The sequence below is a fragment of the Pseudophaeobacter sp. 1A16562 genome (genome assembly GCF_041008785.1).
Classification (GTDB): domain Bacteria; phylum Pseudomonadota; class Alphaproteobacteria; order Rhodobacterales; family Rhodobacteraceae; genus Phycobacter; species Phycobacter gallaeciensis_A.
Genome location: NZ_JAXGFT010000008.1, coordinates 122,567 through 146,681 on the forward strand (window position 1 = coordinate 122,567; position 24,115 = coordinate 146,681).

Below are 24,115 nucleotides of genomic sequence, written 5' to 3' on the forward strand. Positions count from 1 at the left end.
CCTAGCCTCTGCAATGTAAAACCCCTCGCCGCAGACCAGCGGCGAGGGGTTTTCTTTTTCGAGTTCGTGCCTGGCTGAGGCTTAGCGAATGATCGTCGTCAGCAGCCAGAAGGTAACACCGGACAGCAGTGCCGCGGCGGGCACGGTGATCACCCAGGCAGCTACGATGGTCATGAAATGGCTGCGGCGCACCAGCTTGCGGCGGCGGCGTTCCTCGGGGGCGATGCGCAGTTCCTCCGGACGCTGCAGCGAGAATTTGCGCAGGCGGTTCTCGGCGTGCCATTCGCGAAAGAAGCCAACGCCAAAGACCGCGCCGACCGCGATATGGGTCGAGGACACCGGCAGACCCAGCCAGCTGGCGACGATCACCGTGATGGCTGCCGAAAGCGAAACGCAATAGGCGCGCATCGGGTTCAGCTTGGTGATCTGGCTGCCGACCATACGGATCAGTTTCGGGCCAAACAGGAACAGACCAAAGGAAATGCCGAAGGCCCCGATCACCATCACCCAGGTCGGGATAGCCACCTTGGCGGCGAAATCCCCGAACTCTGCTGCATGCACGATGGCCGCCAGCGGTCCGACCGCATTGGCCACGTCGTTGGCACCATGGGCAAAGGACAGCAGCGCGGCGGAGATTACTAGCGGGATGCGGAACAGGATTTTCAGCGACTTGTTGCGGTTCTCAAGTCCCACAGACTGGCGTGCGATCAGCGGCTTGGTGATCAGATAGCTTGCCACGGCAAAGCCAAGACCGATCAAAAGGGCGATTTCCAGATCGATCTTGATGATCCGTTTCAGACCTTTCAGCGCCAGATAGGCGGCAAAGGCACCGGCCATGATGGCGACAAGGATCGGAACCCAGCGCCGCGCGGCGGCGATCTTGTCGTCCTGATAGATCACCTTGGCCTTGATCACCGCCAGAAACAGCGCCGCGATGACGCCGCCCAGAACCGGCGAGATGACCCAGCTGGCCGCGATCTTGCCCATGGTGGCCCAGTTGACCGCGGACATGCCTGCGGCAGCAATGCCCGCGCCCATGACGCCGCCCACCACCGAATGGGTGGTGGAGACCGGCGCGCCGATCCAGGTGGCCAGATTGACCCAGAGCGCCGAGGACACCAGCGCGGCCATCATCGCCCATATGAACACATCCGCCGTGGCCACGGTGGCGGGATCGATGATGCCCTTTGAAATGGTGGACACCACATCGCCCCCGGCCAGCAAGGCACCGGCGCTTTCGGCGATGGCAGCGATCAGGATGGCGCCGCCCATGGTGAGGGCGTTGGCACCCACCGCCGGTCCCATGTTGTTGGCAACATCGTTGGCGCCAATGTTGAGCGCCATATATGCACCAAAGATCGCAGCAGCGATGACGATGAAATTGCCGGGCGTGCCGCCGAGGAAAACGGCAGCTGCTGCACCAGCCAGCACGATAAAGGCCAGCGAGATGCCGGGGCCGACCAAGGGGCGGGAGACATAGGCGGTTGCCAGCTCCAGCTGAGAGATCCGGTTGAGGTCCCTGTCGAGGGTTTCCCAGTGCTTGCTATCGGGTTTTTCGCTCATGTCGCCGTTCCCCATGCCAAATGCCCAGCCAGACGGCTGTGCCGAAAAGAGTCGGCCACCGGGTAGCGTCGCGTCACCATTGGCGCAAGGCCGGTGTCACGATTCCATCATAAAACTGTTACAATTGTCGCAGGATCGACTGCAAATCTGGTTCCCGGACGAGGTTTGCCGCGTCTTGCGCGGGCATCCAGACACGCTTGCGTTGATCGGATTCCGGGTAGTCATCCTTGATGCGCTGGACCTCGGCGATATAGACCAGCGTTTCCACTGGCTGCCGGGTGCCGTTGTCGCGTTCCTTTACGTAGTGATAGCTGCCCTGCGGGGCAGAGGTGATCCGGGCATCGGCAACGCCGGCCTCTTCCCATGCCTCTTGCAGGGCGGATTCGGGGCCGTTCTTGCCTTTGATGGGCCAGCCCTTGGGGATGATCCAGCGGCCGGTGCCGCGGCTGGTGATCATCAGCACGTCTTTTCCGGATTTGGTGGTACGATAGCACAGGGCTGCCACCTGAATCCGCTTTGGGCGGAAAATAAGGGGGCGCAATACCTCTTCCCAAGCCTTGGCGAGGAGTGTTGTCATGCCTGAACTGCTTTCGTTTCTTGTTATGCTTTTGCCCCGGGCCGGAAACCGGACGGGGAGATGGTAGTAAATTTGGGGTTGACCACAACATATGTCCCAAAGGCGAATTTACAATGGTGTCTTGAGTTCGTCTCTGAATTGTGAACTTTTTCCGCAACAGCCGGGCAGGCGGCAAAGACGCGCCAGGGTTCGACATGATACCGGCTGCAAGGCCATCAGAGCAAGAAAGCGGGAGGGGACAAGGATGAAAGCTGCATTAGTGACCGGTGGGGCACGCGGGATCGGGCTGGCGACGGCGAAGGGGCTGCTGGCTGAGGGTTGGCAGGTGGCGATCCTGGACCGCGACAGCGAAGCGCTGGAGGCGGCCGGGAAAGAGGTGGCAGGCCTTACCCTGATCAATGCGGATGTTTCGCGCCCCGAGGATGTGGCGCGGGCTGTCGCGGAGATCACGGCAGCCTTCGGGCGGCTCGACGGGCTGGTGAACAACGCGGGCGTCGCCGATTTCGGCCCGATCCGCGAGACTACCTTTGAACGGTGGCGCCGGGTGATGGAGACCAATCTGGATGGTCCCTTCCTGATGACCCAGGCCTTTACCGATCTGCTCGCTGCGGATGGTGGCGGGGCGGTGGTGAATATCACTTCGATTTCGGGCTTGCGCGCCAGCACCCTGCGGGTGGCCTATGGTACCTCCAAGGCGGCATTGGCGCAGCTGACGCTGCAACAGGCGGCAGAGCTGGGCGAGATCGGGATTCGCGTCAACGCGGTGGCGCCGGGACCGGTGGCGACCAAGTTGGCGATGGCGGTTCACAGCCCAGAGATCATCGCCGCCTATCATGATGCGCTGCCGCTGAACCGGTATGGCAAGGAAGAGGAGATCGCAGCGGCGATCAATTTCCTGCTGTCAGAGAAGGCAAGTTTCATCACAGGTCAGGTGCTGGCCGCAGATGGCGGGTTCGAAGCCACCGGGATCGGCCTGCCTGCGCTGCGCGCCGACGCGGCAAAGGACTGAGCTGGCCGGTGCTCTAGCAGAGGGGGACCTCCCGCCCGCGATCTGCCGCATCAAAGATGCGGCCTCCGCCGTTGGGCCTAGCAGCGCGCAGGGGCGCGCTGCTCCGGCGCGATGATTTTTTCGCCCGGGGACCTCTCAGGATTTGCGCCGGTTGGCCCGCAGGGTTGGATCGGCACCGGTCGGATCTTCGGGCCAGGGATGTTTGGGATATTGGGCGCGCATGTCCTTGCGCACGTCCGCATAGGACCCCGCCCAGAACCCTGGCAGATCGCGGGTGATCTGGATCGGGCGCTGTGCGGGGGACAGCAGCGTCACCTTCAGCGGCACGCCGCCCACGGCGGGATGGCGGGTCACGCCGAACATCTCTTGCAATCGCACTGCGATTTCCGGCACTTCTTCCCCGTAGTCGATCGGGATCTTGCGGCCCAGCGGCGTGACGAAATGGCCCGGCGCTTCGCGGTCCAGAAGCTGCGTCTGCTCCCAGCTGAGGGCGGCCCGCAGGGCGGGCAGCAGGTCGAACTGTTTCCAGTCCTGCGCGGTTTTCACCCCGGTCAGCATCGGCAGCAACCAATCGTCTAGTGTTGCCATCAGCCCGTCATTGGAGAAATCGGGCAGATCATGCCCATCGGCGCGCAGCAGCTCGACCCGCGCCACCAGCCGGGCGGCAGCACCGCTGAGGCGCAAACCCAGATCGCGCACCCCGTCGAGCATGGCTTTGGCGATGGCCTCGGTCGGGACGTCCTTCCAGATGCGATCATCCAGCACGATACTGCCAAGGCGCTCCTGGCTGCGGGCCACGACGCGGCGGTCGCGTTTGGACCAGGCGCAACTGTCCTGCCAGCGGATCTGATCGGCAAACAGCGCGCGAATATCGGAAAGGGCGATCTGCACCGCCATGCGGATCTTTGCTTCGCGCGGGTTGCCGTCGGTGTCCAGCGCCACGATGAAGGGCGCGGCGGCCAGCGTGTCCTCGGGCGACAGCATCGCCCCCTTGCCCCCCGACAGGACATAGCGCGGCGTATCGCCCTTGCGGCGCTGGCCGATGCGGTCGGGATAGGCGAGCGCGGCCAGCCCGGCTGCTGACAGGTCTGATACCACCGGCGCGTCAGAGCGGGCCTTGCGCTGTTGCTGTTGCAGCCTGCGGGCCTCTGCGCGGATCCGGTCGACCACTGGCAGGGCCAGTTGATAGGGGCGTTTGCGCTGGAACGCCTTGGGAACCTTCAGCGCCTCCAGCCGCAGCATCAGGTCGGCAGGGGCGCCGCGCAGGGGATCACGCTCGGCCAGCAGCGCGGCCAGCGTGGCGGCTGGGGCGGCCTGATCAGGGCCCGCACGTAGCAGCATATGGCCAAGGCGCGGATGCAGGGGCAGCGCCGACAGCGCCTTGCCGTGGGTGGTGATGCGGCCCTGTGCATCCAGCGCGCCCAAGAGGGTCAGAAGGTTGCGGGCCTCCTGCAAGGCGCCCTCGGGCGGTGGTGTCAGAAAGGCGAGATCCTCGGCGCCAGCGCCCCAGAGCGCCAGTTCCAGCGCCAGACCGGCCAGATCGGCGGATGCGATTTCCGCCGGGGGAAAGGCGGCAAGCGCGCCTTCCTCGCCCTTGGTCCAGAGGCGGTAACAGACCCCTTCGGAAACGCGGCCGGCACGGCCCTGCCGCTGGGTTGCCTCGGCGCGGGTAACCTTTTCTGTGACCAGCCGCGACATGCCGGACCCCGGATCGAAGTGGGCGCGGCGCGATTGTCCCATGTCGACCACCACACGAACCCCGTCGATGGTAAGCGAGGTTTCCGCGATTGAGGTCGCCAGCACCACCTTGCGCCCTGATTTCGCGGGCTGGATGGCAGCGCGCTGCTGGGCAAAGGGCAGGGCGCCAAACAGGGGATGCACCGTGCAGTCCCCAGGCAGTCGGTTTTCGAGCGCGGCAGCGGCACGGCGGATTTCGCCTTCACCGGGCAGGAACACGAGGATACCGCCGCCGTCCTTGCGGGTTTCTGCCTCGGCGCGGGTAACCAGATCCACTAGCGCATCGGTGCGGCGGGCCTTGAGGCCAAGCGGGGTATCGAGCCAACGGGTCTCCACCGGGAAACTGCGCCCTTCGGAGGTGATGAGCGGTGCCTCCATCAGGGCGCTGACGGGGGCGGCATCCAGCGTTGCGGACATCGCCAGCAGGATCAGATCGTCGCGCAGGGCGCCCGCGACCTCAAGACAGAGCGCGAGGCCGAGATCGGCATTCAGCGAGCGTTCGTGGAATTCATCAAAGATCACCGCTCCGACGCCGGGCAGATCCGGGTCCGATTGCAGCATCCGTGTCAGAATGCCTTCGGTGACGACCTCGATCCGGGTGGATTTGCTGACCTTCGCCTCGCCGCGAATGCGGTAGCCCACGGTTTCGCCTGGGCGCTCGCCCAGGGTTTCGGCCATGCGTTCCGCGGCGGCGCGGGCGGCCAGGCGACGTGGCTCCAGCATGATGATGCGCCCATCGCAGAGACCGGCCTCGAGCATGGCAAGCGGTACCTTGGTGGTCTTGCCGGCGCCGGGTGGGGCCTGCAGCACGGCGCGACCGCCCTTGCGCAGGGCGGCGATCAGATCGGGCAGGGCGTCATCGATGGGCAGGCGTGTCATGGCAGCCTTATCGCCAAAGACCCGTGCCGGGTCCAGAGGCGGGGCGGCTGCGGCTGAATGCGCCTGCCTCGGCACTGGACAATCCGGGCCTGCCTGCGTCAAGTAGGCGGAACTTTCGGACAGAGGCCCTGCAAGGGGCGCGGAACAGGGGCTTTGGCATGGATATTGCGCAGCTGAGTGACAAGATTTTGCAAGGCGACCGGCGCGCGCTGGCGCGGGCGATTACTCTGGTCGAAAGCGGGCGCGACGATCACCGGGAGCAGGCGCTGTCCCTGCTGGAACGGCTGGCCAAAGCGGATCGGCAGGCCTTGCGGATCGGCCTGTCGGGCACGCCCGGCGTCGGAAAATCCACCTTCATCGAGGCCTTCGGCATGATGCTGGTCGAACGCGGCCTGCGGGTGGCAGTGCTGGCGGTCGATCCCAGTTCTACCCGTTCGGGCGGTTCCATTCTGGGCGACAAGACCCGGATGGAGCATCTCAGCCGCCAGAAATCCGCTTTCATCCGTCCGTCGCCCAGCCAGACCACGCTGGGCGGTGTCGCCCGTCGCACCCGGGAGGCGGTGTCCCTGTGCGAAGCGGCCGGTTTTGACGTGGTACTGATCGAAACCGTCGGGGTGGGGCAATCCGAAACCGTGGTGGCGCAGATGTCGGATCTGTTCCTGCTCTTGCTGGCCCCGGCGGGCGGCGATGAATTGCAGGGTGTCAAGCGCGGCATCATGGAAATGGCGGATATGATTCTGGTCAACAAGGCAGACGGCGATCTAAAGCCCGCCGCCACCCGCACCTGTGCCGATTACGCCGGGGCCTTGCGGCTGCTGCGCAAGCGTCCGCAGGATCCGGAAGGATTTCCCAAGGCGATGATGGTTTCGGCGCTGGCACGGGAGGGGCTAGAAGCCGCTTGGGCCGATATCGAGCATCTGTCGGGCTGGCGGCGCGAGACGGGACATTGGGCGCGAACCCGGGCGGATCAGGCGCGTTACTGGTTTGCCGAGGATGTGCGCCAGGCTATGCTGGCAAGGCTGGAAACGCCTTGGGCGCAGGGCCGGATGGCGGAACTGTCGGATGCGGTCGCTGCGGGAGAGCAGACCCCTGCCGCAGCCGCGCGGGACATGCTGAAGGGGTTGGGGCTGGAATAAACCCACTGACCAGATGCGGTAGGGGGACCTTTCAGGCCCGGCGCGCGGCCGGGTTTGGTGCGGTTTGGGTAGGGCTGTGCCACTTTCCGGCGGAGTGGGTGATAAAACCCTGCCATATGGCTTGACCCTGTCAGCGATTCCTCCTAAACGCATCCAACCAGTTTTCGGGCGCAGCCAATGGCCGCGCCCTTGTGATTTGGCGGCAGATTCGGAGTTTTGTCCGGAAGGCCGCCCCAGATACGAAGGATGAACCTATGTCGCGCCGTTGCGAACTGACCGGAAAAGGCCCGATGACTGGCAACAATGTCAGCCACGCCAAGAACCGCACTCGTCGTCGGTTTCTGCCGAACCTGAACGATGTCACCCTGCAGTCCGAGACTCTGGGCCGTGGCGTCAAGCTGAAGATTTCCGCCGCAGCCCTGCGCTCGGTTGATCACCGCGGTGGTCTGGACGCATTCCTGGCAAAAGCCAAGGACGAAGAGCTGTCCGCAACCGCTCTGAAAGTGAAAAAAGAGATCGCCAAGGCACAAGCTGCTGAGGCCTGATCCACTTCAGACCGATCTGATTTTGTAAAACGCCGTGCTGGACATCCCAGCGCGGCGTTTTGCCGTTCATGGCGTGACCGAATGCCGCTTGCGGTCGCCCCTGCGCGGGGGCATATCTGCTGCTGATGATGCGACGTTTGCGGATATATATCGGGACCTTCCTGTCCCTTGCTGTGGTGCTGACCGCCCATAGCGCTGCCGCAATGCGTGGGGCACGGGATGCCTCAGGGCAGATCGTGATCTGCACGGGCACCGGCCCGGTGGCGATCTATGTGGACAGCGACGGCCAGCCGGTCCCGGCGCCGCATTATTGTCCCGACTGCGTGATGCATCTCTTGGATGCTGGGCTGCCGGTGCAGCAAGCGCTGCCAATCCCGGCGCGCCCGGTTCTGCAGGACCTGACACCCGATCGCACAGTCCTGATCCCCGTCTCCTGCGGGCAATACGCCCTGGCGCGTGGCCCGCCGATCTCTGCCTGATTTCCAATCTATCCTACCCTGAAAATCAGACAGACTTTGTAACAGGAGACTCAAGATGTCTTTTAAATCCCTCGTTTTCGCCGCCACCAGCGCAGCCGCAGTCACCCTTGCCGGGGCCGCCATGGCGGGCGGTATGATGGTTGAGGACGCCTATGCACGCGTGTCGACCAAGATGTCCGCCAGCGGCGCGGCCTTCATGCAGATCATGAACGATACCGGCGCTGATGACCGGCTGATCGATGCGCGTTCTGACGTGGCAGAGCGAGTCGAACTGCACACCCACCAGGGCGATGCCAACGGTGTCATGAAGATGGTGCATGTGGAAGAAGGCTTTGCCATTCCGGCGGGTGAGGTGCACATGCTGAAGCGGGGCGGCGACCACGTCATGTTTCTGGGGCTGACCCAGACCCTTCATCACGGCGATGTGGTGCCGTTGACGCTGGTCTTTGAAAAAGCCGGTGAAATCAACGTTGAGGTGCCGGTGGATCTGGAGCGCAAGCCCGGTCACGGCGGCATGAAGCACAACAACTGATCAGCGCCAATCGCGCCGAGACATTGCGGCCAGTCCTTTTCCGGGGGCTGGCCGTTTTCTTTGGAGGCTCAGGCGCGGGCCAGAATGTCGCCGGTCCAGTGGGGCACGATCTCGCTGGCGCGCCCCAGGCGGCTTTCGGCAAAGCTGGATGCGCCGGCCGAGGGCTCAAGATTGAGTTCAACCGTATGGGCGCCCGCCATCTGCGCTTCCTGCACAAAGGCGGCGGCCGGGTAGACCTGACCGGAGGTTCCGATTGAGGCGAAGATATCCGCTTCGGCCAGATGGTCGTAGATGGCTTCCATGAAATAGGGCATTTCGCCAAACCAGACGATATCGGGGCGCGTGCGGGGCTGGGCGCAGGCGGGGCAGAGGTCGGTGGGCGACATGCTGGCGGGGGCGGGCCAGCGGTGATCACAGGCTGCGCAGAGGGCGCCGTCAAGCGTGCCGTGCATATGCAGCACATCCTCTGCGCCGCCCTGTTCGTGCAGCCCGTCTACATTCTGGGTGATGATCACAACCTCTCCGGGCCAGGACCTTTGGAGCTCACCCAAGGCCGTGTGGGCGGCATTCGGGCTGGCATCGGCCGATTGGGCACGGCGGGCATTGTAGAAGGCGTGCACAAGATCGGGATCGCGGGCAAATCCTTCGGGCGTTGCTACATCTTCGATCCGGTGTTTGGCCCAGAGCCCGTCTTCGTCGCGAAAGGTACCGAGCCCACTTTCGGCGGAAATGCCGGCGCCAGTCAGGATGACGATCTTCTCCGCACTCTTTTCCATCGCCGCAAAGCCTCTTATTGCTGTCTTGCCAAAAGGAGTGTGCCCCGATGACTAAACGCATTTTGTTCGTCTGCCTAGGAAACATTTGCCGCTCGCCCGCAGCTGAAGGGGTGTTCCGCGACCTTTTTAAGCAGGCCGAGACGGATAGCGCGGGCACGGCGGGTTATCACGTGGGAGAGCCGCCCTACGGGCCGATGCAGGCAGCGGCGCGGGCGCGAGGGCTGGATCTGTCGGATTTGCGGGCGCGGCAGTTCGAACCGCAGGATTTTGCGCGTTTTGATCTGATCGTGGCGATGGACGGTGACAACCTGCGCAATATCGAGGCGCAAAGGCCTGCAGACCAGATCACGCCCGTGGTGCTGTTCACCGACTTTGCTGCGGGCAGCAGCGCGGATCATGTGCCCGATCCCTATTATACGCGGGATTTCGACGGCTGCCTCGACCTGATCGAGCAGGCGGCGCGGGGGCTGGTCTCCCATCTGGAGGCAGGGCACGCCCTCTGACGTCGGCCTTAGCTGTCGATGACCTTGAACGCGCCTGCCAGCCAGGGAAGCCGGACCAGCGCCGGATCGATCATCTGTGTCTGGATCAAGTGCCGCATGGTCTTGGCCACGTCGCGGGGGACCTGACCCGCCCAGTCGTTGCCGCTGAACAGGGAAATGGTCCGCCCGGCGGCACCAAAGGGCAGGGCGTAGGCTTCGATCTGATCGTGGAACCGCACCGCCCGCATATACCCGAGCGGCGTCGTGATCGCCCAGCCGATCCGGCGCGCCACCATGGCCATCAGGGCAAGGTGCGAACCAATCTCAAACCGGCTTTCAAAGGTAAGGTTTTGACGGGTCAGATGGGCGTCGATTTGCTGTGAAATCAATTGGTCCCGTGCATAGCGCAGAAACGGCAGGGTATTCAGCTCGCTCACGCTGACCTTCGGAAGGCCAGTATCCGAGGAGCCGATGAACCCCTTTGGGGCCACCAGAATAAAGGGATCCTGCACCAGTGGCAGTTCCACCAGCCCTTCGTGCAGGGCACCGGTGGTGGCGGCTACGGCGATGTGCAGCTCGCGCTCTTCCATGGCGCGGATGATGTCGTGGCTGGAGGCGGTGATCATCTTGAACCGGCATTTGGTCAGGCTCTCGGCAAGGATGGTCACCAACCGCGGGGTCAGATCATTGTCGAAATCGTCGATCAGACCGATCGACAGTTCGGGCAGGTGGCTGAGATCGACAACCGTCAGCTCGCTTTGCGCCAGACGCAGCTCTGCAAGCACCGCCTCGGTGCGGGCCAGAAATGTGCGCCCTGCCGGGGTGACCACCATCGGGCGGCGGCTGTGGTCCACCAGGTCGCAGGACAATGATTTTTCCAGATTCCGCAATTGCTGGCTGACTGCGGGTTGGCTGAGCCCGGTCATCTCCGCAGCCTGCGCCACGGATCCGGTTCTTGCCAGGGCGGCAAAGACTTCCAGCCCTCTTAGGGTAACACCCTTCGTCAACATGAATATGCTCCAAATATGCATCTTCTTTCTCGACGACAGAAAGATGCGGGGTCAAGGGTTGTATTGGAGCGGTTTTCCCCTGTGCGGCACTGCAGCATCTGCGCCGGGCCGTGGGCCGCGCAAAATCGGGAGCGCATCATGGAGGCATGAGAGGGGTGTGACCGTCGTAACGCTGATCTGAATAGACGCCTTTCAGAGGGACTGTATCAGCCGCAGACGCGCGCGGCGTTGGCGCCAAATTCCTTGTAGCGTTCCCAAAGCTGTTCATCGCCGCGATGGCTGGACTGGCGTACGACCTGGGCCTGATGCGGATCGGCAAACCACTTCGACACCTTGGAACGCTCCGAACGGGTCAGGCTCTTGTTGGCGACTTTCTGAATGCAGCTGCACAGCCCGGCCTTTGCATAGCCGCGTTCCGACTGACGACAGGCCCTTTCGATGACGCCCGCGTCGACAGAGGGTACGCTGAACGCAGTCGTCAGGGCCGCGGCACAGAGAAAAGAGCTCACAAAACGCATCGTCATGTCCTGTCCAGTGGTCATTCTAGAAAGGCCGCTGGCAGGCGGCTGGCGCGACTATGCCGCAGGTTTGGCTGGCTTTCAATTGGGGTTAATAATCCATAAATCATGCGCGGGATTTTGCCGGGACCCTGAAACAGTCCCGCCCGGACACAAGACCGGGCCGCGCCTGCCTGCGCCCCCGACCGGCGCGGCCCTTGGTTAGAGAACGTCGAGGACACGCAAACCAAGTTCTCAGAAAATATGTGGAATGAGGCGCGATTATGAGAACGTGGGGCAGAAATCATCCTGCATGCTGCCGCTTCTGGCGCGCACCCTTAAAAATATCGCTGGGTGGCCTCACGCGCGCGCTTGACCAAACTTAAAATCCGCACCATATCCCCAGACCATGACAGAGCTCTCAAAGATCCGCAATTTCTCCATCGTCGCCCATATCGACCATGGCAAATCCACCCTCGCTGACCGGCTCATCCAGGAGACCGGGACAGTGGAGTCGCGCGATATGAAAGAGCAGCTTCTGGACGCGATGGATATCGAGCGCGAGCGCGGCATCACCATCAAGGCCAACACGGTTCGGATCGACTACAAGGCCGACGATGGCGAGACCTATGTTCTCAACCTTATCGACACCCCCGGCCACGTCGACTTTGCTTATGAGGTCTCCCGCTCCATGCGCGCGGTTGAAGGCTCGCTACTGGTTGTGGACAGCACGCAAGGGGTCGAGGCGCAGACGCTGGCCAATGTCTATCAGGCAATCGACGCGGATCACGAGATCGTCCCGGTGCTGAACAAGATCGACCTGCCCGCATCTGATTGCGATCGCGTGGCTGAGCAGATCGAGGATGTGATCGGCATCGACGCAAGCGAAGCCATTCAGGTCTCGGCCAAGACCGGGCAGGGTATTCACGAGACGCTGGAAGCGATCGTACAGCATCTGCCCGCTCCCGCAGGCACCCGCGATGCGCCGCTCAAAGCCATGCTGGTGGACAGCTGGTACGACGCTTACCTGGGCGTGATCGTGCTGGTGCGTATTATGGACGGCGTCCTGAAGAAAGGCATGCGGGTCAAGTTCATGTCGAACGACACCCTGCACCATGTGGACCGGATCGGCGTCTTTCGCCCTGCCATGCAGGTGGTGGATGAACTCGGCCCGGGTGAGATCGGCTTCCTGACCGCCTCGATCAAGCAGGTACGCGACACCCGCGTCGGCGACACCATCACCAATGACCGGAACGGCTGCGAGGTGGCTCTGCCGGGCTTCAAACCGGCGCAGCCGGTGGTGTTCTGTGGTCTGTTCCCGGTGGACAGCGCCGAATTCGAAGACCTGCGCGACGCCATCGACAAGCTGGCTCTCAACGACGCCTCCTTCAGCTTTGAGATGGAGACCTCGGCGGCGCTGGGCTTTGGTTTCCGCTGCGGTTTCCTGGGCCTGTTGCACCTTGAGGTGATCCGCGACCGGATCGAGCGGGAATACAATATCGAGCTGATCACCACGGCGCCGTCGGTGATCTATCACGTCTACATGAAGGACGGTGAGAAGATCGACCTGCACAACCCGGCCGACATGCCCGACATGTCCAAGGTGGATCACATCGAGGAACCGCGGATCAAGGCGACGATCCTTGTGCCGGATGAATACCTTGGCGATGTGCTGAAACTCTGCCAGGACCGCCGCGGCATTCAAGAAGACCTGACCTATGCCGGCACCCGCGCCATGGTGGTCTACGATCTGCCGTTGAACGAGGTGGTTTTTGACTTCTACGACCGGCTGAAATCGGTGACCAAGGGCTATGCCTCCTTCGACTACCACCTGACGGGCTACCGCGAGGACAATCTGGTGAAGATGTCGGTGCTGGTGAATGACGAGCCGGTGGATGCGCTGTCGATGATGGTGCACCGGGATCGCGCCGAGATGCGCGGCCGCGCCATGTGCGAAAAGCTGAAGGACCTGATCCCGCGCCACATGTTCAAGATCCCGATCCAGGCGGCCATCGGCGGCAAGGTGATCGCGCGCGAAACCCTGTCGGCGCTGCGCAAGGACGTGACCGCGAAATGCTATGGCGGCGATGCCTCGCGTAAGCGCAAGCTGCTGGACAAGCAGAAAGCGGGTAAGAAGAAGATGCGCCAGTTCGGCAAGGTCGACATCCCGCAGGAGGCCTTCATCTCGGCATTGAAAATGGATAGCTGAGGCCGTCTGGCGAAAAACTCGTTTAGATCAAGGGCGCCATTCCTTTAGGGGGAGTGGCGCCTTTTTGTTCCTGGGGTAACTGCGCGGTCGGCCGCTGTGGTCTGACGGACGGGCAAATGGGCCGACGGGGCGCCGAATTAACCGGCAGGTACTTGTGACGGCATGCATCCTGCACTGGGCCGGATCAGACCCAAGCAGCGTTCGTAGGTGAGGAAAAGTGGCGGGACCACCAGGCAACCGTGCGGTTTTGATTCCCGAGGACCTGTATGTACAGGTGGGCGCCAGGTAAACGGACCAGGATCCGAACAGAGCCAGCTCCCTCGGAATTGCTTAAGGCCACTGGAATGCTACCTGTCACAAGAAGGGCAGAACCCGCCACGGCCCTAGGTAGTGTGCGGGCGCTGCGGCGGCAAGGGGCAAGTGGTAAGAGTTTTTGCCTTTACCGTCCTCGGGCTTGCATTTTGTTCCCTAATTGTTCACTTCTGGTGCCATGGTGGATGAGAATGATCTGGAGCGGTTTCAGCCTGGTCAGCGGCTGGCGCGCGGGGTGGCGCGCTATTTGCGCTCGCTTGGCTTTGTCTCGGTCGAGGAGTTCGTGCCCACACGCGGCCTGCGCGTTGATCTGATGGCGCTGGGCCCAAAGGGCGAGATCTGGGTGATCGAATGCAAATCCAGCCGCGCCGATTTCCAGTCAGACAGCAAATGGCAAGGGTATCTCGAGTGGTGTGACCGCTATTTCTGGGCGGTAGACACCGAGTTCCCTGTGGAGATCCTGCCGGATGAAACCGGTCTGATCATCGCCGATGCCTATTATGGCGAGATTGTGCGCATGGGGCCGGAAGAGAAGTTGGCCGCAGCCCGGCGCAAGAAGATGACGCACAAGCTGGCGATGGACGCCGCGCGGCGGCTGCAGGCGGTTCTCGACCCCAGAGTGTAGCAGATGTGATCCTCACATGCGCAGATCGACCGCTTGTTCTTGTTTCAGGATCTTGTCGACCTGACCGCTTGGCAGGGCCAGCGCGACAGTGCCTCCGTTTGCCAGACCTTTGACTGTGACCGAGCTACCATCGCCAAAATTGATGAGCAGGGCATCGTCCTTCTTTACGATGGTGGCGCTGGCGGCTTTTTCGCTGGAGACCATGAGGGCCAGATCTGCACCGTCCGAAAGGGTGACCACGTCATTGCCCTCGGCCGCGCCATCCTGCAGCGCCATGGTAAAGCTGCCTTTTGACAGCAGAACCGTATCGTCGCCTGTCCCGGCACCAAATGTGACATGCCCCTGCGCTGCCAAGGATAGCGTGTCATCGCCGCTGCCTGTGTGCAGGCGGGCGTACCGCGGGAAGTCCAGCCCGTCCCCGGATTGATCATTCAGCACCACATTGACCACATCATTGCCGTCGCCGGTTCTTACGCCGTCCAGAACAGTGGCGTTAAGGGTCAGAACATCGTCGCCCGATCCGGTATCCAGTCGTGACACGACCCCCGCGCGAATGGCCAGGCTGTCATTGCCATCGCCGGTGTTCACCTGATTGAGGTGGCGGGCCGAGATGCTGAGCGCGTCATCGCCCGTACCGGTATCGAGTCCCGTGATCGTTTCCGCATTCAGAGCGACCGCGTCATTACCGCCACCGGTCGAAATCTTGCGTATCGTCTGTGCTGAGATCGCCAAGGAATCGGCTGCGGAATAATTGGCATAATACGTGGTCATCCGCGCCCCGCCGGATTTGTAAACGACCAACTCGGTGCCTCGGTTTTGCCGGTCGGTATGCACGTCCTCGACCACATCGCCGGTCAGGGCTACGGCGTCCGATCCATCACCGGTTTCGATGCCCTTGATCACCCCGCCAGCATAGGACACGGCATCGTTGCCAGAGCCGGCGCCGAAGGTGTTTGGAGGGGGTGGAAAGAAGGCGTGAATATCGCCCTCGTCTGTGACCATCAAAAGCATGAGGTGGCTGCTCTGGCTGTTGTCCTGTTGCAGCGTGGCGAGGGCCTTTTGCATTTCTTTGGTTTTTAGCGCGAAGGCAATCGCGCGCGCATTGTCCTCCAAGCGTTTCATGTTGGCCTCCGCTTCCTTGCGCTGCTCTAGGCGTTCGGCGCGCTGCACCTTCTGGCTTTCTTCCAGAAGGGTTTTGGCGCTGGCCCCTTTGGTCCAATCGGTGGCTGTGGTTTCCGCAGTCGCCGCCAAATCCGGTGTGGTCGTGCCAGCATAAAGGCCGGTAAAGCTGTTGATGCCGAAAACGGAGTTCATAATCTGCGCCCCTCTAAATCCAAATGAATGGCCTTTAGGGTCGCGCTGGAGTCTCAAAAAGAAATTAATCGCGCTGAAGGAAGCAGTAACGTTTTTTTGTTTAGTCGCGAGGTTTCATAGCTACTTGGCGTTAAGTGGCTTGCGTAGCAGTAAAGTTTCCACGCTCGGGTGGGAACTCAGGCGCGGTATGTGACGCGCCGCTTCAGTTATCTGGCGGGCGCCTGCACGGACACAGCCGCCCGTCCGGGTGCCAAGGTTAGTCCGACAGGCTGCGGGCTGCCTGAGCGGCGGCGCGGATTTCGTCGGCGATTTCCTCGGCTTCTTCGGGGTCGAAATCCATCGGGATCTCAATATCGCCGGCTTCGATGAAAATGCGCACCATGCCGATATCGGTCGGGCCGATCTGCATGTTCGCTTCGATATCGCGTTCGCTGTTGATGCCCATCGTGACCTCCTGTGGGTGACCTTCTGCGGCGCATAAACGGCCTGAGGCATCCTGCTAGCCCGGAGCCTGTTGAAAGGCAAGCGGGCATCGTGGTCAGATAAGCCATGGAAAAAGTGACTTTGCGCCGATTCGAAGCCGAGGACAGCCCCTGGCTGGTGGAGCGGCACCAGACCCTTTACACGCAGGACGAAGGGTTCGACGACACATTTGGCCCGCTGGTGGCCGAGATCCTGCGGGATTTCTGCGCGGATCATGATCCGGAAAGGGAACGCGGCTGGATCGCAGAGGAAAACGGCCAGCGGCTTGGCTCGATCTTCTGCGTCCAGCTGAGCGATACCACCGCCAAGCTGCGCCTGTTCCTGCTGACGCCCGAGGCGCGCGGCAAGGGCATCGGCAAGCGCCTGCTGACCCAATGCATGCAGTTCGCGCGTGATGCGGGCTATCAGGATATGACGCTGTGGACCCATGAAAGCCACGAAGCAGCCTGCGCGCTTTATGCTGCATTCGGCTGGGAACTGGCCGACAGCAAACCGGTTTATTCCTTCGGACAGGATTTGATCGAACAAAGCTGGAAAACTGTGCTTTAACCCCCTTGCGCTCGGTATGTACCTAGGCTAAATCGCCCCCCAGTGCCGCCTTAGCTCAGTTGGTTAGAGCGCTGGATTGTGGATCCAGAGGTCCCCTGTTCAAGCCAGGGAGGCGGTACCATATTCTCCATTCGCACATAACCTATTGATCGCCATATATATGTTCAGGCGAATGGGCGACGCAGGACACCTGCGTTCGCCATGTCGCCGACAGGGGTGCCACAGGACTGCACGCATAGAGGTGCAGTGCCAAGCGGGCAGGGCCTGCTGTGTCCCAACAGAACCCGCTGCACTGATTATCCTGATTGACGATGTCGCTACGCGCGCGGTTATTCGGTGGGGGCCGTTGTGGTGGTTGTCGTCGTGGTGGTGCCGGTTTCGTCATCACCGGTCACGACTAGGAGAATCACACTGGTCAAAATCACCCCAGCGGCGGCGGTGGGGCTTAGCCCGGTACCCTGCATCGCTTCGGGCAGCGTTTCGCTAACCGCTTGAGAGTTGGAGGCGCGGCAGGTGACCTTGAGCAGCCCGCCCGGCAGGTATTGCGCCGAGACCGGAACCCCTGCACCGCAGGCGGCGCGGCTCTTTGCTTCGTTGAGGGCTGCGCTTGCGCCCTGGGCTGCAAGCGGTCCGGGGGCGGCAAAAAGAATCAGGGCGGCTAGGGCGGTCAGAGAGCGGGGGGAAAACATGGAAGCCTCCGAAAAATCATTACGATACTCCCCTAGCAGCTTACAGACCTATGCCGCGCTTGCAACGACGGCGCGGGAATGGGACAGTTTCAACATGATTTCTGCCGATGCCCCGTTTGCGGGGCCGCCACCGGATGGTGGCTAGGGCATGTGGTATTGGTATCCGGAGTTCGAGTGACATGACGCAAAGTTTCCTAAGCAGATGTGCGGCGGCGTCCGCAGTGATGGCGCTGACGGCGGGGCCGGTTCTGGCGCAGTCAGCGCCAGTTCTTTACACGGTGATCGTTCCGGCGGGCGAGTTCGGCTCGGCGGCGTTCCTGCGTCAGTTGGTGACGAGCCTCTCCGCCGCCAAGGCCTTTTGCGCTGATATCGACGCCGCGGAATACCGTGTGGATTGTCTCGCGGAGCGTCTGGAAAGCGTTTCAGCGGAAATCCCGGAGGATTCGGATTACGAGGAAGTCCGCCAGGTTCTGCGGGACACCGCGCGGGATATTCACCGTCTGACCCGCAAAAACCGGGATTGGAAACAGAGCAATGCCTATGCCTCGCGCAAGACGTCGTCCACGGACCGGACCACGCGTCCGCTGACGCCGGTCAATCCGGCACGGGCGGCGCAGGTCAATCAGCAGGCCAGCGCCATTCTGGATCAGGCGCAGACGGTCCTGTTGCGCAGCGCCGAAGCGGCAGAAGAGCGGCGTTCGCAATATGTGCAGATTGCTGAGGCGCTGGGATCGAACAAGGTGCTGCTGCGTTCCTGATGCAGTCCGCCCGCCTTGCTGTGCCGGGGGGGGCTATTTCAGCTCGATTTCCTGCCGGACCGCACTGGTTTCGGGATCCAGAATCAGGATGCGCTGATCCTGGGTCACCACCGCCACCCAGCCGGTGCCAAAGGTGACAGCCTCGGCCGTGACGCCGTCGGGCAGGGTGATGCTGTTCGGCAGTGAAGGCCCGTCTGCAGACAGACGGATGACAAGCAGCGAGATAACCACTACAAGCCCGCCAATCATGACCACGGTCAGCGTGGTCACCAGTCGGCGCAGGAACTTCAGCTGCGGCGGCTCTTCTTGCAATTCGGGTTTGGAAGGATCTGTCATGGAGCGCCGCCGGATAGAATTCGTCATCGCGGAAAATCCGCCTAAACGGCTTGATAAAGCGGTTTCGCGTGATGTGCCAGAGGAGGCAACCCTATCGCGGACCCGTCTGGCACGGCTGATTGACGAGGGCGCGCTGTCCGTTGACGGGCAAGTGGTGCGCGATCCCAAGGCGCGGGTCGAGGCAGGGGCGGTGATCGCGGTTACCGTCGAGGAAGCCAGTGACAGCCATATTGGCCCCGAGGATATCCCGCTGGATGTGGTGTTCGAGGATGACGATCTGATCGTCGTCAACAAACCGGCGGGCATGGTGGTGCATCCTGCGCCGGGCACGCCTTCGGGCACGCTGGTCAACGCGCTAATGCATCATTGCGGCGATAACCTCTCGGGTGTCGGTGGGGTGAAGCGCCCCGGTATCGTGCATCGCATCGACAAGGAAACCTCGGGTCTTCTGGTGGTGGCGAAATCCGATGTTGCGCATCAGGGGCTTGCGGCGCAGTTCGAACGTCACACGGTCGAACGCTATTACCGCGCGGTCTGCTATGGAGTGCCCGATGCCAACGATCCCCGACTGCGCGGTGTCAAAGGCGCCAGTTTCGAGAGCGGCAACATCCTGAAGCTGACCACCCAACTGGCTCGCCACAAGACCGACCGACAGCGTCAGGCGGTGCTGTTTCAGGGCGGCCGCCACGCGGTGACCCGTGCGCGCATCGTGGAGCCTTTTGGCAATCCGCCGGTGGCGGCGCTGATCGAATGCTGGCTGGAAACCGGCCGGACCCATCAGATCCGGGTGCATATGGCCCATGCAGGTCATGGGCTGATCGGTGATCCGACCTATGGTGGCAAACGCAAGCTGCCGGTTAAGGCGCTGAGCGAAAAGGCGCTTGCGGCGGTTCAGGCCTTTCCGCGGCAGGCACTGCATGCGGCGGTTCTGGGCTTTACCCATCCGGTCAGCGGTGAAACGGTACGGTTCGAGGCGCCCTTGCCGCAGGATATGCAGGACCTTCTGGAGGCGCTGCGCGGCGCAAAAGGGTGAGCCATGGGCCGCCGATAGAGGCCTGTGATCAAGATTACAGACCGTGATCGCGGGTTCGGTATAAGGTGTGATTATCGGTAGGACTTGAAACGGAAGAACCTCTTCCCCATATTCGTCCTACAACAACGCTGATGTTAAGTCCTTAAACATTGGGAGGGACAGACCGAATGGCGAATTATGCAAACCTGCCTGCACCGACACCGGAAGGTGGCCTGAACCGTTATATGCAGGAAATCCGGAAGTTCCCGCTGCTGGAGCCGGAAGAAGAATACATGCTGGCCAAGCGGTGGGTCGAAGAGCAGGACACCAAGGCGGCGCATAAGATGGTCACCTCCCACCTGCGGCTGGCGGCCAAGATCGCCATGGGATACCGCGGTTACGGTCTGCCCCAGGCCGAGGTGATCTCGGAGGCGAACGTCGGTCTGATGCAGGCGGTGAAACGCTTTGATCCTGAAAAAGGTTTCCGTCTGGCGACCTATGCCATGTGGTGGATCCGCGCCTCGATCCAGGAATATATCCTGCGGTCCTGGAGCCTTGTGAAACTGGGCACCACCTCGGGCCAGAAGAAACTGTTCTTCAACCTGCGCAAGGCCAAGGCCCGTATCGGTGCCCTGGAAGAGGGCGATCTGCGTCCGGAAAACGTCAAGAAGATCGCGACCGATCTGGGCGTGACCGAAGCCGAAGTAATCTCGATGAACCGCCGCATGTCCGGTGGCGACGCGTCGCTCAATGCCACTGTCGGCAGCGAGGGCGAGGGCACCATGCAGTGGCAGGACTGGCTGGAAGACGAAGATGCCGACCAGGCGGGCGATTACGAGGCACGGGACGAGCTGGAAGCACGCCGCGAATTGCTGGCGCAGGCGCTTGATGTGCTGAATGACCGGGAAAAGGATATCCTGACCCAGCGCCGTCTTGCGGACAAACCGGTGACTCTGGAAGAGCTGAGCACCCAGTATGACGTGAGCCGAGAGCGTATCCGTCAGATCGAAGTGCGTGCGTTCGAAAAGCTGCAAAACAAGATGCGGGCTTTGGCGTCGGAAAAAGGCATGCTGACCAGCGCCTGAAGACAGGCTGCAAATGGACGGCAAAGAAATGCAAAAGGGTTGCCCTGCGGGCAGCCCTTTTTTCTTTCGGTCACGGATTGGGATGCGGGCGAAAACGCATTGGATGCCGACGTTGCTGAGGCGTCTTGGCGCTGTCAGATCGACCCGAGATAATACCCGATAGCCTCTGCCAGTTCAGTTTCCTCATAGCCAAAATGGGAACGCACAATCTCTTCCAGTTTTCTGAATGTCGCAGCGGCCTGAGCGAAGTTTGCATCGCTGGGATTTTCGGCCAGCGTATGCGCTGCACGACCGAGGCGGATGATCAGCTCATGAACCACCTCGTGTTCTGCCTTCAACTTGGCGATGACTTCGCGGAACTTTCCACCGCCCGCAGCCTCGATCCGGGGGAACATGTCAGCGCCTTCGATATCGTGGTGCAACTTAAGCACCTGGCACTCGCGCCCGCAAAGCGATCCGAACGCCCGGAAATTCTCAGCCATGTCGAGTGAAAGCACGATCTGCTTCAGGTGCTCAGGCGGGGTGTCCCGCGCCTCGATCCGGGTCAGGACCGCAGCGATCTGGGCTATCTCCATCAGGTAATGACGATGGATTGCTGCCAGTTGTCGTCCTTGGTGACGGTGAGCGTCCGTTGCTTCCGGCACCAGCGGTGCTTTGGGGCGGGCAGCCTCGTCGAGGCTGAGTTCATCCAGAGTTTGGGTTGAAAGATCGGTCATGATGGACATGAATAGCCTTGCTCAGGCTAAGTCAAGGACGTCTGCTTTTTGGTTCAGGGCGGCCGTTCATGTTGCGACGGTGTGGGAGTAGACTGATGCATCTGGGTGCAAAACGCGCAGGCTTTGGACGAGTACATGCCTGTAGCGTCCAAGCATAGGCCGGTCAGCGAAAGGCTGGCGCGGTGGCTGGCAAGCTGAAAGACCTTTTGGGGGCGACCTGATCAACGGCTGGCGGAAGGCTGACAAGGATGATCGAGCTGCGCTGGCGAAGTGCTGGCGTTGTGTGGCTGGCTGGAAATCAGGGGGCTGGCGGTGCTGGCTGTCTGGCTGGGACCCGGTAGGGTGTCCTCGCTGGAGTGCTAGCTTTGCGTGCTGCCGTTGATTCTGGCTTGCTGCAGATCTGGAAACCTCGATAGGCAATAGCGAAGAGTGGGTCAAGAAAAATGTGCAAATTCAAATACTTGATAAGTTTAGTCGGGATTTGCTCGCGGGTGCGGTGGCAGACTAAATCCGCGAGATAGATCTGCAGGCTAGAACGGGAAACGCCGCCCCGGCGAGGGGGCGGCGCGATGCAAAGTTGTTTTTTCCGGCGCAGCGGTGGATCAGTCCAGCCGGGCCCGGATCACCCGTAGCATGTTTTCCCCGGCGACCTTGCGGATCTGTTCGGGCGTCAGCCCTGCCTCCAGCATGGCATGGGTGAGGGCGGCAAGTTCCGAGGTGTCGAAGGTGGTCTCGACCGAGCCGTCGAAATCCGACCCCAGCGCGACGTGATCCTCTCCCACGACCTCGATCCCGACCTTCACCGCGGCGGCGACGCCCGCAGGGCTGTCATCGCAGATCGCATCCTTCCAGTAGCCGATACCGATGACCCCGCCCTTCGCCGCGATCTCCCGCATCAGATCGTCCTGGAAATTCCGTTTGACGGGGCAGGCCTTGTGAATGCCGCCATGGGAGACGACCAGTGGAATATCGGTCATCTCAAGAACATCACGCGCCACCTGTGGACTGGAATGGGCGAGATCAAGGATCAGCCCCCGGTCCACCACGGCTTGTACAACCGAGCGTCCGAAATCTGTTAGCCCGGCATTGCTGGCGCCGTGCAGCGATCCGCCGAGCGCGTTGTCGAAAAAGTGCTGCAAGGCCACCAGCCGGTACCCGGCATCCTGCAAGCCCTGCAGGTTGTCGAGGTTTCCTTCCAGCGGATGCGCGCCTTCGATACCAAGAATCCCGCCGACCACGGCCTCGCCCGACAGCTTGCGCTCCAGCAGCGCATCAAGGTCGGCTTCGGATTTGATGATATGCAGTTTGCCGTCCGACTTTTCTTCAAACCCGTGCAGTTTTTCCGCCTGATAGACGGCGCGTTCATACAGCGAGCCCCAGGTGCGCATGGGCCACATCTGTGCCACTGCCAAGAGGGTAATATTGTCCATCGCGTCGGTTTCATTGTGGTCATAGTTCTGACCGGCGGGGGATTTTGTTACGGCGGTGAAAACCTGCAAGGCCACGTTGCCTTCGATCAGGCGGGGGATGTCGACCTGACCCCGGTTGCCACGCTTTGTGAGGTCGCGTTTCCACAGCAGGGGATCGGCATGCAGATCGCCGATCAGCAGCGTCTTGTGCAGCTCGGCCGCTTCGGCGCTGACGGGGTAGGGATCGTGCTCGGCCACTACGTTGCGGCCATTTTCGATATAGCCCGGCACAAAGATCAGTACGCCGATCACCACCACGACCAGCAGGACCACCAGCCGTCCCAGCCATTTTGCAAGTTTTCGCATGAAATACCCTCCCCAAAATCTGCTCAAAGAAACTGCTGGCAGGCTACTGCGGACAGGGCAGGGCGCAAGGAAAACGTCGGGGCAGCCGCCCGGCTTGCCCCGCGCGGTCTGGGCGCCTAGGCTGCGGGTCTTCGCATCAGGACGCAGGAGGGCGTGATATGGCAGGCGGATGGGCGCGCGACGGCGCGGTGAGCGAGCAGATCGAAGCCTCGATCAGCGATGAGCTGGCGCGGATGAAAGCGCAGCAACAGCCCGTCGGCGAAAGTCTGACCCATTGCGCGGATTGTGAAGAAGAGATTCCCGAAAAACGCCGCCTGGCCCGCCCGGGTGTGAAGCTATGCATCGATTGTCAGGAAGAGCGCGACGGAGCAAAGGCGCAGCGCGGCGGCATCAACCGGCGCGGATCGAAGGACAGTCAGTTGAAGTGAGCGCCGTAGGACATGGCTGCTATGAGCCCATATTGACGACTGCTTGTTGGCGAAGCATTGTCGCCGGTCAAAGCCGAGGAGGTGAGGCGTTGGGATGAAACTGGTGGTTCGATACCTTCTTGTCTTTGCAATCCCTCTGCTGGCTTCCTTGCTCTTGTTCTATGGCAGTCTTCCTCTCAGAACAGAGGCCCATCAGATCTCCAACGAATGGTTAAACCTTGCGCTGTCCTCAAACGTTCGGGACAAGGGCGCTGCCTTCGCAACCCTCGGTAATGACGAACATGCTAGAATTTTCAGGAGGATAGAATATCTGGCTATTTTCACCGTCTTGCTCACCAGCCTTGTTTGCGCCTTGATCATCCCGCCTGATCTTTCTTTTGAACGGAATCTGAACTTGCTTACGGCGATGGTCGTAGGGCTTTGTGCTGCAGAATTCGTAATCGGTTTCGGGCTTCTGAACTGGAGGGAATTTGGAAAGGCCGCGGCAGCCGGATCGGTTCTCGCGGGTTCAGTAGTCTGGCTGCGGAGTGCCGTCATGCGTGGGCAGACCAGCTGACACGGACGGCGGCTTCGTCCCGCACAGCGGACTATCAGGCGGGCGC

Annotated in this window: 26 protein-coding genes and 1 tRNA gene; 15 read left to right on the forward strand and 12 right to left on the reverse strand. The window is 61.7% G+C overall.

Annotated elements, in window-relative coordinates; translation table 11 throughout:
• Positions 1-81: 81 nt before the first annotated feature.
• Both SM764_RS12920 and SM764_RS12925 read right to left on the reverse strand, forming a co-directional pair.
• Positions 82-1,563, reverse strand: coding sequence for an inorganic phosphate transporter (locus tag SM764_RS12920; protein WP_274830100.1), 1,482 nt, complete (start codon positions 1,561-1,563; stop codon positions 82-84).
• A gap of 118 nt (positions 1,564-1,681) precedes the next feature.
• Positions 1,682-2,140 carry an NUDIX hydrolase gene (locus tag SM764_RS12925; protein WP_065272956.1) on the reverse strand — a complete coding sequence of 153 codons (459 nt, stop codon included), beginning with the start codon at positions 2,138-2,140 and terminating at the stop codon, positions 1,682-1,684.
• A gap of 244 nt (positions 2,141-2,384) precedes the next feature.
• Between SM764_RS12925 and SM764_RS12930 the strand changes: the two genes are divergently transcribed.
• Positions 2,385-3,149, forward strand: coding sequence for an SDR family NAD(P)-dependent oxidoreductase (locus SM764_RS12930; protein WP_368948261.1), 765 nt, complete (start codon positions 2,385-2,387; stop codon positions 3,147-3,149).
• Positions 3,150-3,284: 135 nt separating this feature from the next.
• Here SM764_RS12930 and hrpB read toward each other — a convergent pair whose 3' ends face one another.
• On the reverse strand, positions 3,285-5,765 hold the full coding sequence (hrpB, locus tag SM764_RS12935; protein ID WP_369001966.1) for an ATP-dependent helicase HrpB: 2,481 nt from the start codon (positions 5,763-5,765) through the stop codon (positions 3,285-3,287).
• Between the two features lie 158 nt (positions 5,766-5,923).
• On the opposite strand from hrpB, the gene meaB reads away from it, so the two are divergent.
• From meaB to SM764_RS12955, 4 genes are all read left to right on the forward strand, one after another.
• Positions 5,924-6,901, forward strand: coding sequence for a methylmalonyl Co-A mutase-associated GTPase MeaB (gene meaB, locus SM764_RS12940; protein ID WP_274839716.1), 978 nt, complete (start codon positions 5,924-5,926; stop codon positions 6,899-6,901).
• Between the two features lie 254 nt (positions 6,902-7,155).
• A complete protein-coding gene (gene rpmB / locus SM764_RS12945; RefSeq protein ID WP_065272959.1) occupies positions 7,156-7,446 on the forward strand; it encodes a 50S ribosomal protein L28 in 291 nt (96 codons plus the stop codon).
• Between the two features lie 125 nt (positions 7,447-7,571).
• Positions 7,572-7,925, forward strand: a complete 354-nt coding sequence (locus SM764_RS12950; protein WP_369001967.1) for a hypothetical protein — start codon at positions 7,572-7,574, stop codon at positions 7,923-7,925.
• Between the two features lie 55 nt (positions 7,926-7,980).
• Positions 7,981-8,457, forward strand: a complete 477-nt coding sequence (locus SM764_RS12955; protein ID WP_065272960.1) for a copper chaperone PCu(A)C — start codon at positions 7,981-7,983, stop codon at positions 8,455-8,457.
• A 68-nt stretch (positions 8,458-8,525) separates the two neighbouring features.
• Here SM764_RS12955 and SM764_RS12960 read toward each other — a convergent pair whose 3' ends face one another.
• Entirely contained in the window at positions 8,526-9,233 is a 708-nt protein-coding gene (locus SM764_RS12960) for an NAD-dependent deacylase (RefSeq protein WP_369001968.1), read from the reverse strand.
• Positions 9,234-9,280: 47 nt separating this feature from the next.
• Between SM764_RS12960 and SM764_RS12965 the strand changes: the two genes are divergently transcribed.
• Positions 9,281-9,736, forward strand: coding sequence for a low molecular weight protein-tyrosine-phosphatase (locus SM764_RS12965; RefSeq protein WP_065272962.1), 456 nt, complete (start codon positions 9,281-9,283; stop codon positions 9,734-9,736).
• Between the two features lie 8 nt (positions 9,737-9,744).
• On the opposite strand, the gene SM764_RS12970 is transcribed toward SM764_RS12965, so the two are convergent.
• Entirely contained in the window at positions 9,745-10,725 is a 981-nt protein-coding gene (locus SM764_RS12970) for a LysR family transcriptional regulator (RefSeq protein ID WP_369001969.1), read from the reverse strand.
• A 206-nt stretch (positions 10,726-10,931) separates the two neighbouring features.
• Complete coding sequence (locus tag SM764_RS12975) at positions 10,932-11,243, reverse strand: hypothetical protein (RefSeq protein WP_065273772.1); 312 nt, start codon at positions 11,241-11,243, stop codon at positions 10,932-10,934.
• A 388-nt stretch (positions 11,244-11,631) separates the two neighbouring features.
• Between SM764_RS12975 and lepA the strand changes: the two genes are divergently transcribed.
• Both lepA and SM764_RS12985 read left to right on the forward strand, forming a co-directional pair.
• A complete protein-coding gene (gene lepA, locus SM764_RS12980; protein ID WP_065272964.1) occupies positions 11,632-13,431 on the forward strand; it encodes a translation elongation factor 4 in 1,800 nt (599 codons plus the stop codon).
• Positions 13,432-13,921: 490 nt separating this feature from the next.
• Positions 13,922-14,368 carry an MmcB family DNA repair protein gene (locus tag SM764_RS12985; RefSeq protein ID WP_274868664.1) on the forward strand — a complete coding sequence of 149 codons (447 nt, stop codon included), beginning with the start codon at positions 13,922-13,924 and terminating at the stop codon, positions 14,366-14,368.
• Between the two features lie 12 nt (positions 14,369-14,380).
• Here SM764_RS12985 and SM764_RS12990 read toward each other — a convergent pair whose 3' ends face one another.
• Together SM764_RS12990 and SM764_RS12995 are read right to left on the reverse strand one after the other, a co-directional pair.
• Positions 14,381-15,682 carry a hypothetical protein gene (locus tag SM764_RS12990; RefSeq protein WP_274839713.1) on the reverse strand — a complete coding sequence of 434 codons (1,302 nt, stop codon included), beginning with the start codon at positions 15,680-15,682 and terminating at the stop codon, positions 14,381-14,383.
• A gap of 256 nt (positions 15,683-15,938) precedes the next feature.
• Positions 15,939-16,127 carry a DUF6324 family protein gene (locus SM764_RS12995; RefSeq protein ID WP_065272966.1) on the reverse strand — a complete coding sequence of 63 codons (189 nt, stop codon included), beginning with the start codon at positions 16,125-16,127 and terminating at the stop codon, positions 15,939-15,941.
• A gap of 104 nt (positions 16,128-16,231) precedes the next feature.
• Between SM764_RS12995 and SM764_RS13000 the strand changes: the two genes are divergently transcribed.
• Positions 16,232-16,714, forward strand: a complete 483-nt coding sequence (locus SM764_RS13000) for a GNAT family N-acetyltransferase (protein ID WP_368948268.1) — start codon at positions 16,232-16,234, stop codon at positions 16,712-16,714.
• Positions 16,715-16,758: 44 nt separating this feature from the next.
• Positions 16,759-16,835: transfer RNA gene (locus SM764_RS13005), tRNA-His, on the forward strand.
• Positions 16,836-17,043: 208 nt separating this feature from the next.
• Here SM764_RS13005 and SM764_RS13010 read toward each other — a convergent pair.
• Positions 17,044-17,403, reverse strand: coding sequence for a hypothetical protein (locus SM764_RS13010; protein WP_368948269.1), 360 nt, complete (start codon positions 17,401-17,403; stop codon positions 17,044-17,046).
• Positions 17,404-17,582: 179 nt separating this feature from the next.
• Between SM764_RS13010 and SM764_RS13015 the strand changes: the two genes are divergently transcribed.
• A complete protein-coding gene (locus tag SM764_RS13015) occupies positions 17,583-18,161 on the forward strand; it encodes a hypothetical protein (RefSeq protein ID WP_369001970.1) in 579 nt (192 codons plus the stop codon).
• A 33-nt stretch (positions 18,162-18,194) separates the two neighbouring features.
• Here the strand turns inward: SM764_RS13015 and SM764_RS13020 are convergent, their stop codons facing one another.
• Positions 18,195-18,497: a DUF6476 family protein gene (locus SM764_RS13020; RefSeq protein ID WP_368948271.1), complete on the reverse strand. Its 303-nt coding sequence runs from the start codon at positions 18,495-18,497 to the stop codon at positions 18,195-18,197.
• On the opposite strand from SM764_RS13020, the gene SM764_RS13025 reads away from it, so the two are divergent.
• Together SM764_RS13025 and rpoH are read left to right on the forward strand one after the other, a co-directional pair.
• Positions 18,496-19,530 (forward strand): RluA family pseudouridine synthase, encoded by a 1,035-nt coding sequence (locus SM764_RS13025; RefSeq protein ID WP_369001971.1) that lies wholly within the window; start codon positions 18,496-18,498, stop codon positions 19,528-19,530. The genes SM764_RS13020 and SM764_RS13025 overlap by 2 nt on opposite strands.
• Before the next feature lie 167 nt (positions 19,531-19,697).
• Positions 19,698-20,594 carry an RNA polymerase sigma factor RpoH gene (gene rpoH / locus SM764_RS13030; protein WP_065272972.1) on the forward strand — a complete coding sequence of 299 codons (897 nt, stop codon included), beginning with the start codon at positions 19,698-19,700 and terminating at the stop codon, positions 20,592-20,594.
• Positions 20,595-20,728: 134 nt separating this feature from the next.
• Here the strand turns inward: rpoH and SM764_RS13035 are convergent, their stop codons facing one another.
• Both SM764_RS13035 and SM764_RS13040 read right to left on the reverse strand, forming a co-directional pair.
• Positions 20,729-21,319 carry a hemerythrin domain-containing protein gene (locus SM764_RS13035; RefSeq protein WP_369001972.1) on the reverse strand — a complete coding sequence of 197 codons (591 nt, stop codon included), beginning with the start codon at positions 21,317-21,319 and terminating at the stop codon, positions 20,729-20,731.
• Positions 21,320-21,912: 593 nt separating this feature from the next.
• The gene (locus SM764_RS13040; protein WP_369001973.1) at positions 21,913-23,085 is read right to left on the reverse strand and encodes a dipeptidase; all 1,173 of its coding nucleotides are present in this window, start codon (positions 23,083-23,085) and stop codon (positions 21,913-21,915) included.
• 158 nt (positions 23,086-23,243) lie between these two features.
• On the opposite strand from SM764_RS13040, the gene SM764_RS13045 reads away from it, so the two are divergent.
• The gene (locus tag SM764_RS13045) at positions 23,244-23,513 is read left to right on the forward strand and encodes a DksA/TraR family C4-type zinc finger protein (protein WP_274830083.1); all 270 of its coding nucleotides are present in this window, start codon (positions 23,244-23,246) and stop codon (positions 23,511-23,513) included.
• Positions 23,514-23,607: 94 nt separating this feature from the next.
• Entirely contained in the window at positions 23,608-24,069 is a 462-nt protein-coding gene (locus SM764_RS13050; RefSeq protein ID WP_369001974.1) for a hypothetical protein, read from the forward strand.
• Positions 24,070-24,115: the final 46 nt, after the last annotated feature.

Excerpts from the sequence above, each read along its gene's own strand:
- SM764_RS12970 (WP_369001969.1), bottom strand. The coding sequence starts at position 10,725 with ATGTTGACGAAGGGTGTTACCCTAAGAGGGCTGGAAGTCTTTGCCGCC.
- SM764_RS13020 (WP_368948271.1), bottom strand. The coding sequence starts at position 18,497 with ATGACAGATCCTTCCAAACCCGAATTGCAAGAAGAGCCGCCGCAGCTG.
- SM764_RS12925 (WP_065272956.1), bottom strand. The coding sequence starts at position 2,140 with ATGACAACACTCCTCGCCAAGGCTTGGGAAGAGGTATTGCGCCCCCTT.
- SM764_RS12985 (WP_274868664.1), top strand. The coding sequence starts at position 13,922 with ATGGTGGATGAGAATGATCTGGAGCGGTTTCAGCCTGGTCAGCGGCTG.
- SM764_RS13010 (WP_368948269.1), bottom strand. The coding sequence starts at position 17,403 with ATGTTTTCCCCCCGCTCTCTGACCGCCCTAGCCGCCCTGATTCTTTTT.
- rpoH (WP_065272972.1), top strand. The coding sequence starts at position 19,698 with ATGGCGAATTATGCAAACCTGCCTGCACCGACACCGGAAGGTGGCCTG.
- SM764_RS13040 (WP_369001973.1), bottom strand. The coding sequence starts at position 23,085 with ATGCGAAAACTTGCAAAATGGCTGGGACGGCTGGTGGTCCTGCTGGTC.
- SM764_RS12920 (WP_274830100.1), bottom strand. The coding sequence starts at position 1,563 with ATGAGCGAAAAACCCGATAGCAAGCACTGGGAAACCCTCGACAGGGAC.
- SM764_RS13050 (WP_369001974.1), top strand. The coding sequence starts at position 23,608 with ATGAAACTGGTGGTTCGATACCTTCTTGTCTTTGCAATCCCTCTGCTG.
- SM764_RS12965 (WP_065272962.1), top strand. The coding sequence starts at position 9,281 with ATGACTAAACGCATTTTGTTCGTCTGCCTAGGAAACATTTGCCGCTCG.
- SM764_RS13045 (WP_274830083.1), top strand. The coding sequence starts at position 23,244 with ATGGCAGGCGGATGGGCGCGCGACGGCGCGGTGAGCGAGCAGATCGAA.
- SM764_RS12955 (WP_065272960.1), top strand. The coding sequence starts at position 7,981 with ATGTCTTTTAAATCCCTCGTTTTCGCCGCCACCAGCGCAGCCGCAGTC.
- SM764_RS12950 (WP_369001967.1), top strand. The coding sequence starts at position 7,572 with ATGATGCGACGTTTGCGGATATATATCGGGACCTTCCTGTCCCTTGCT.
- meaB (WP_274839716.1), top strand. The coding sequence starts at position 5,924 with ATGGATATTGCGCAGCTGAGTGACAAGATTTTGCAAGGCGACCGGCGC.
- lepA (WP_065272964.1), top strand. The coding sequence starts at position 11,632 with ATGACAGAGCTCTCAAAGATCCGCAATTTCTCCATCGTCGCCCATATC.
- SM764_RS12930 (WP_368948261.1), top strand. The coding sequence starts at position 2,385 with ATGAAAGCTGCATTAGTGACCGGTGGGGCACGCGGGATCGGGCTGGCG.
- SM764_RS13000 (WP_368948268.1), top strand. The coding sequence starts at position 16,232 with ATGGAAAAAGTGACTTTGCGCCGATTCGAAGCCGAGGACAGCCCCTGG.
- hrpB (WP_369001966.1), bottom strand. The coding sequence starts at position 5,765 with ATGACACGCCTGCCCATCGATGACGCCCTGCCCGATCTGATCGCCGCC.
- SM764_RS12960 (WP_369001968.1), bottom strand. The coding sequence starts at position 9,233 with ATGGAAAAGAGTGCGGAGAAGATCGTCATCCTGACTGGCGCCGGCATT.
- SM764_RS12990 (WP_274839713.1), bottom strand. The coding sequence starts at position 15,682 with ATGAACTCCGTTTTCGGCATCAACAGCTTTACCGGCCTTTATGCTGGC.
- SM764_RS12975 (WP_065273772.1), bottom strand. The coding sequence starts at position 11,243 with ATGCGTTTTGTGAGCTCTTTTCTCTGTGCCGCGGCCCTGACGACTGCG.
- SM764_RS12995 (WP_065272966.1), bottom strand. The coding sequence starts at position 16,127 with ATGGGCATCAACAGCGAACGCGATATCGAAGCGAACATGCAGATCGGC.
- SM764_RS13035 (WP_369001972.1), bottom strand. The coding sequence starts at position 21,319 with ATGTCCATCATGACCGATCTTTCAACCCAAACTCTGGATGAACTCAGC.
- rpmB (WP_065272959.1), top strand. The coding sequence starts at position 7,156 with ATGTCGCGCCGTTGCGAACTGACCGGAAAAGGCCCGATGACTGGCAAC.
- SM764_RS13025 (WP_369001971.1), top strand. The coding sequence starts at position 18,496 with ATGGAGCGCCGCCGGATAGAATTCGTCATCGCGGAAAATCCGCCTAAA.
- SM764_RS13015 (WP_369001970.1), top strand. The coding sequence starts at position 17,583 with ATGACGCAAAGTTTCCTAAGCAGATGTGCGGCGGCGTCCGCAGTGATG.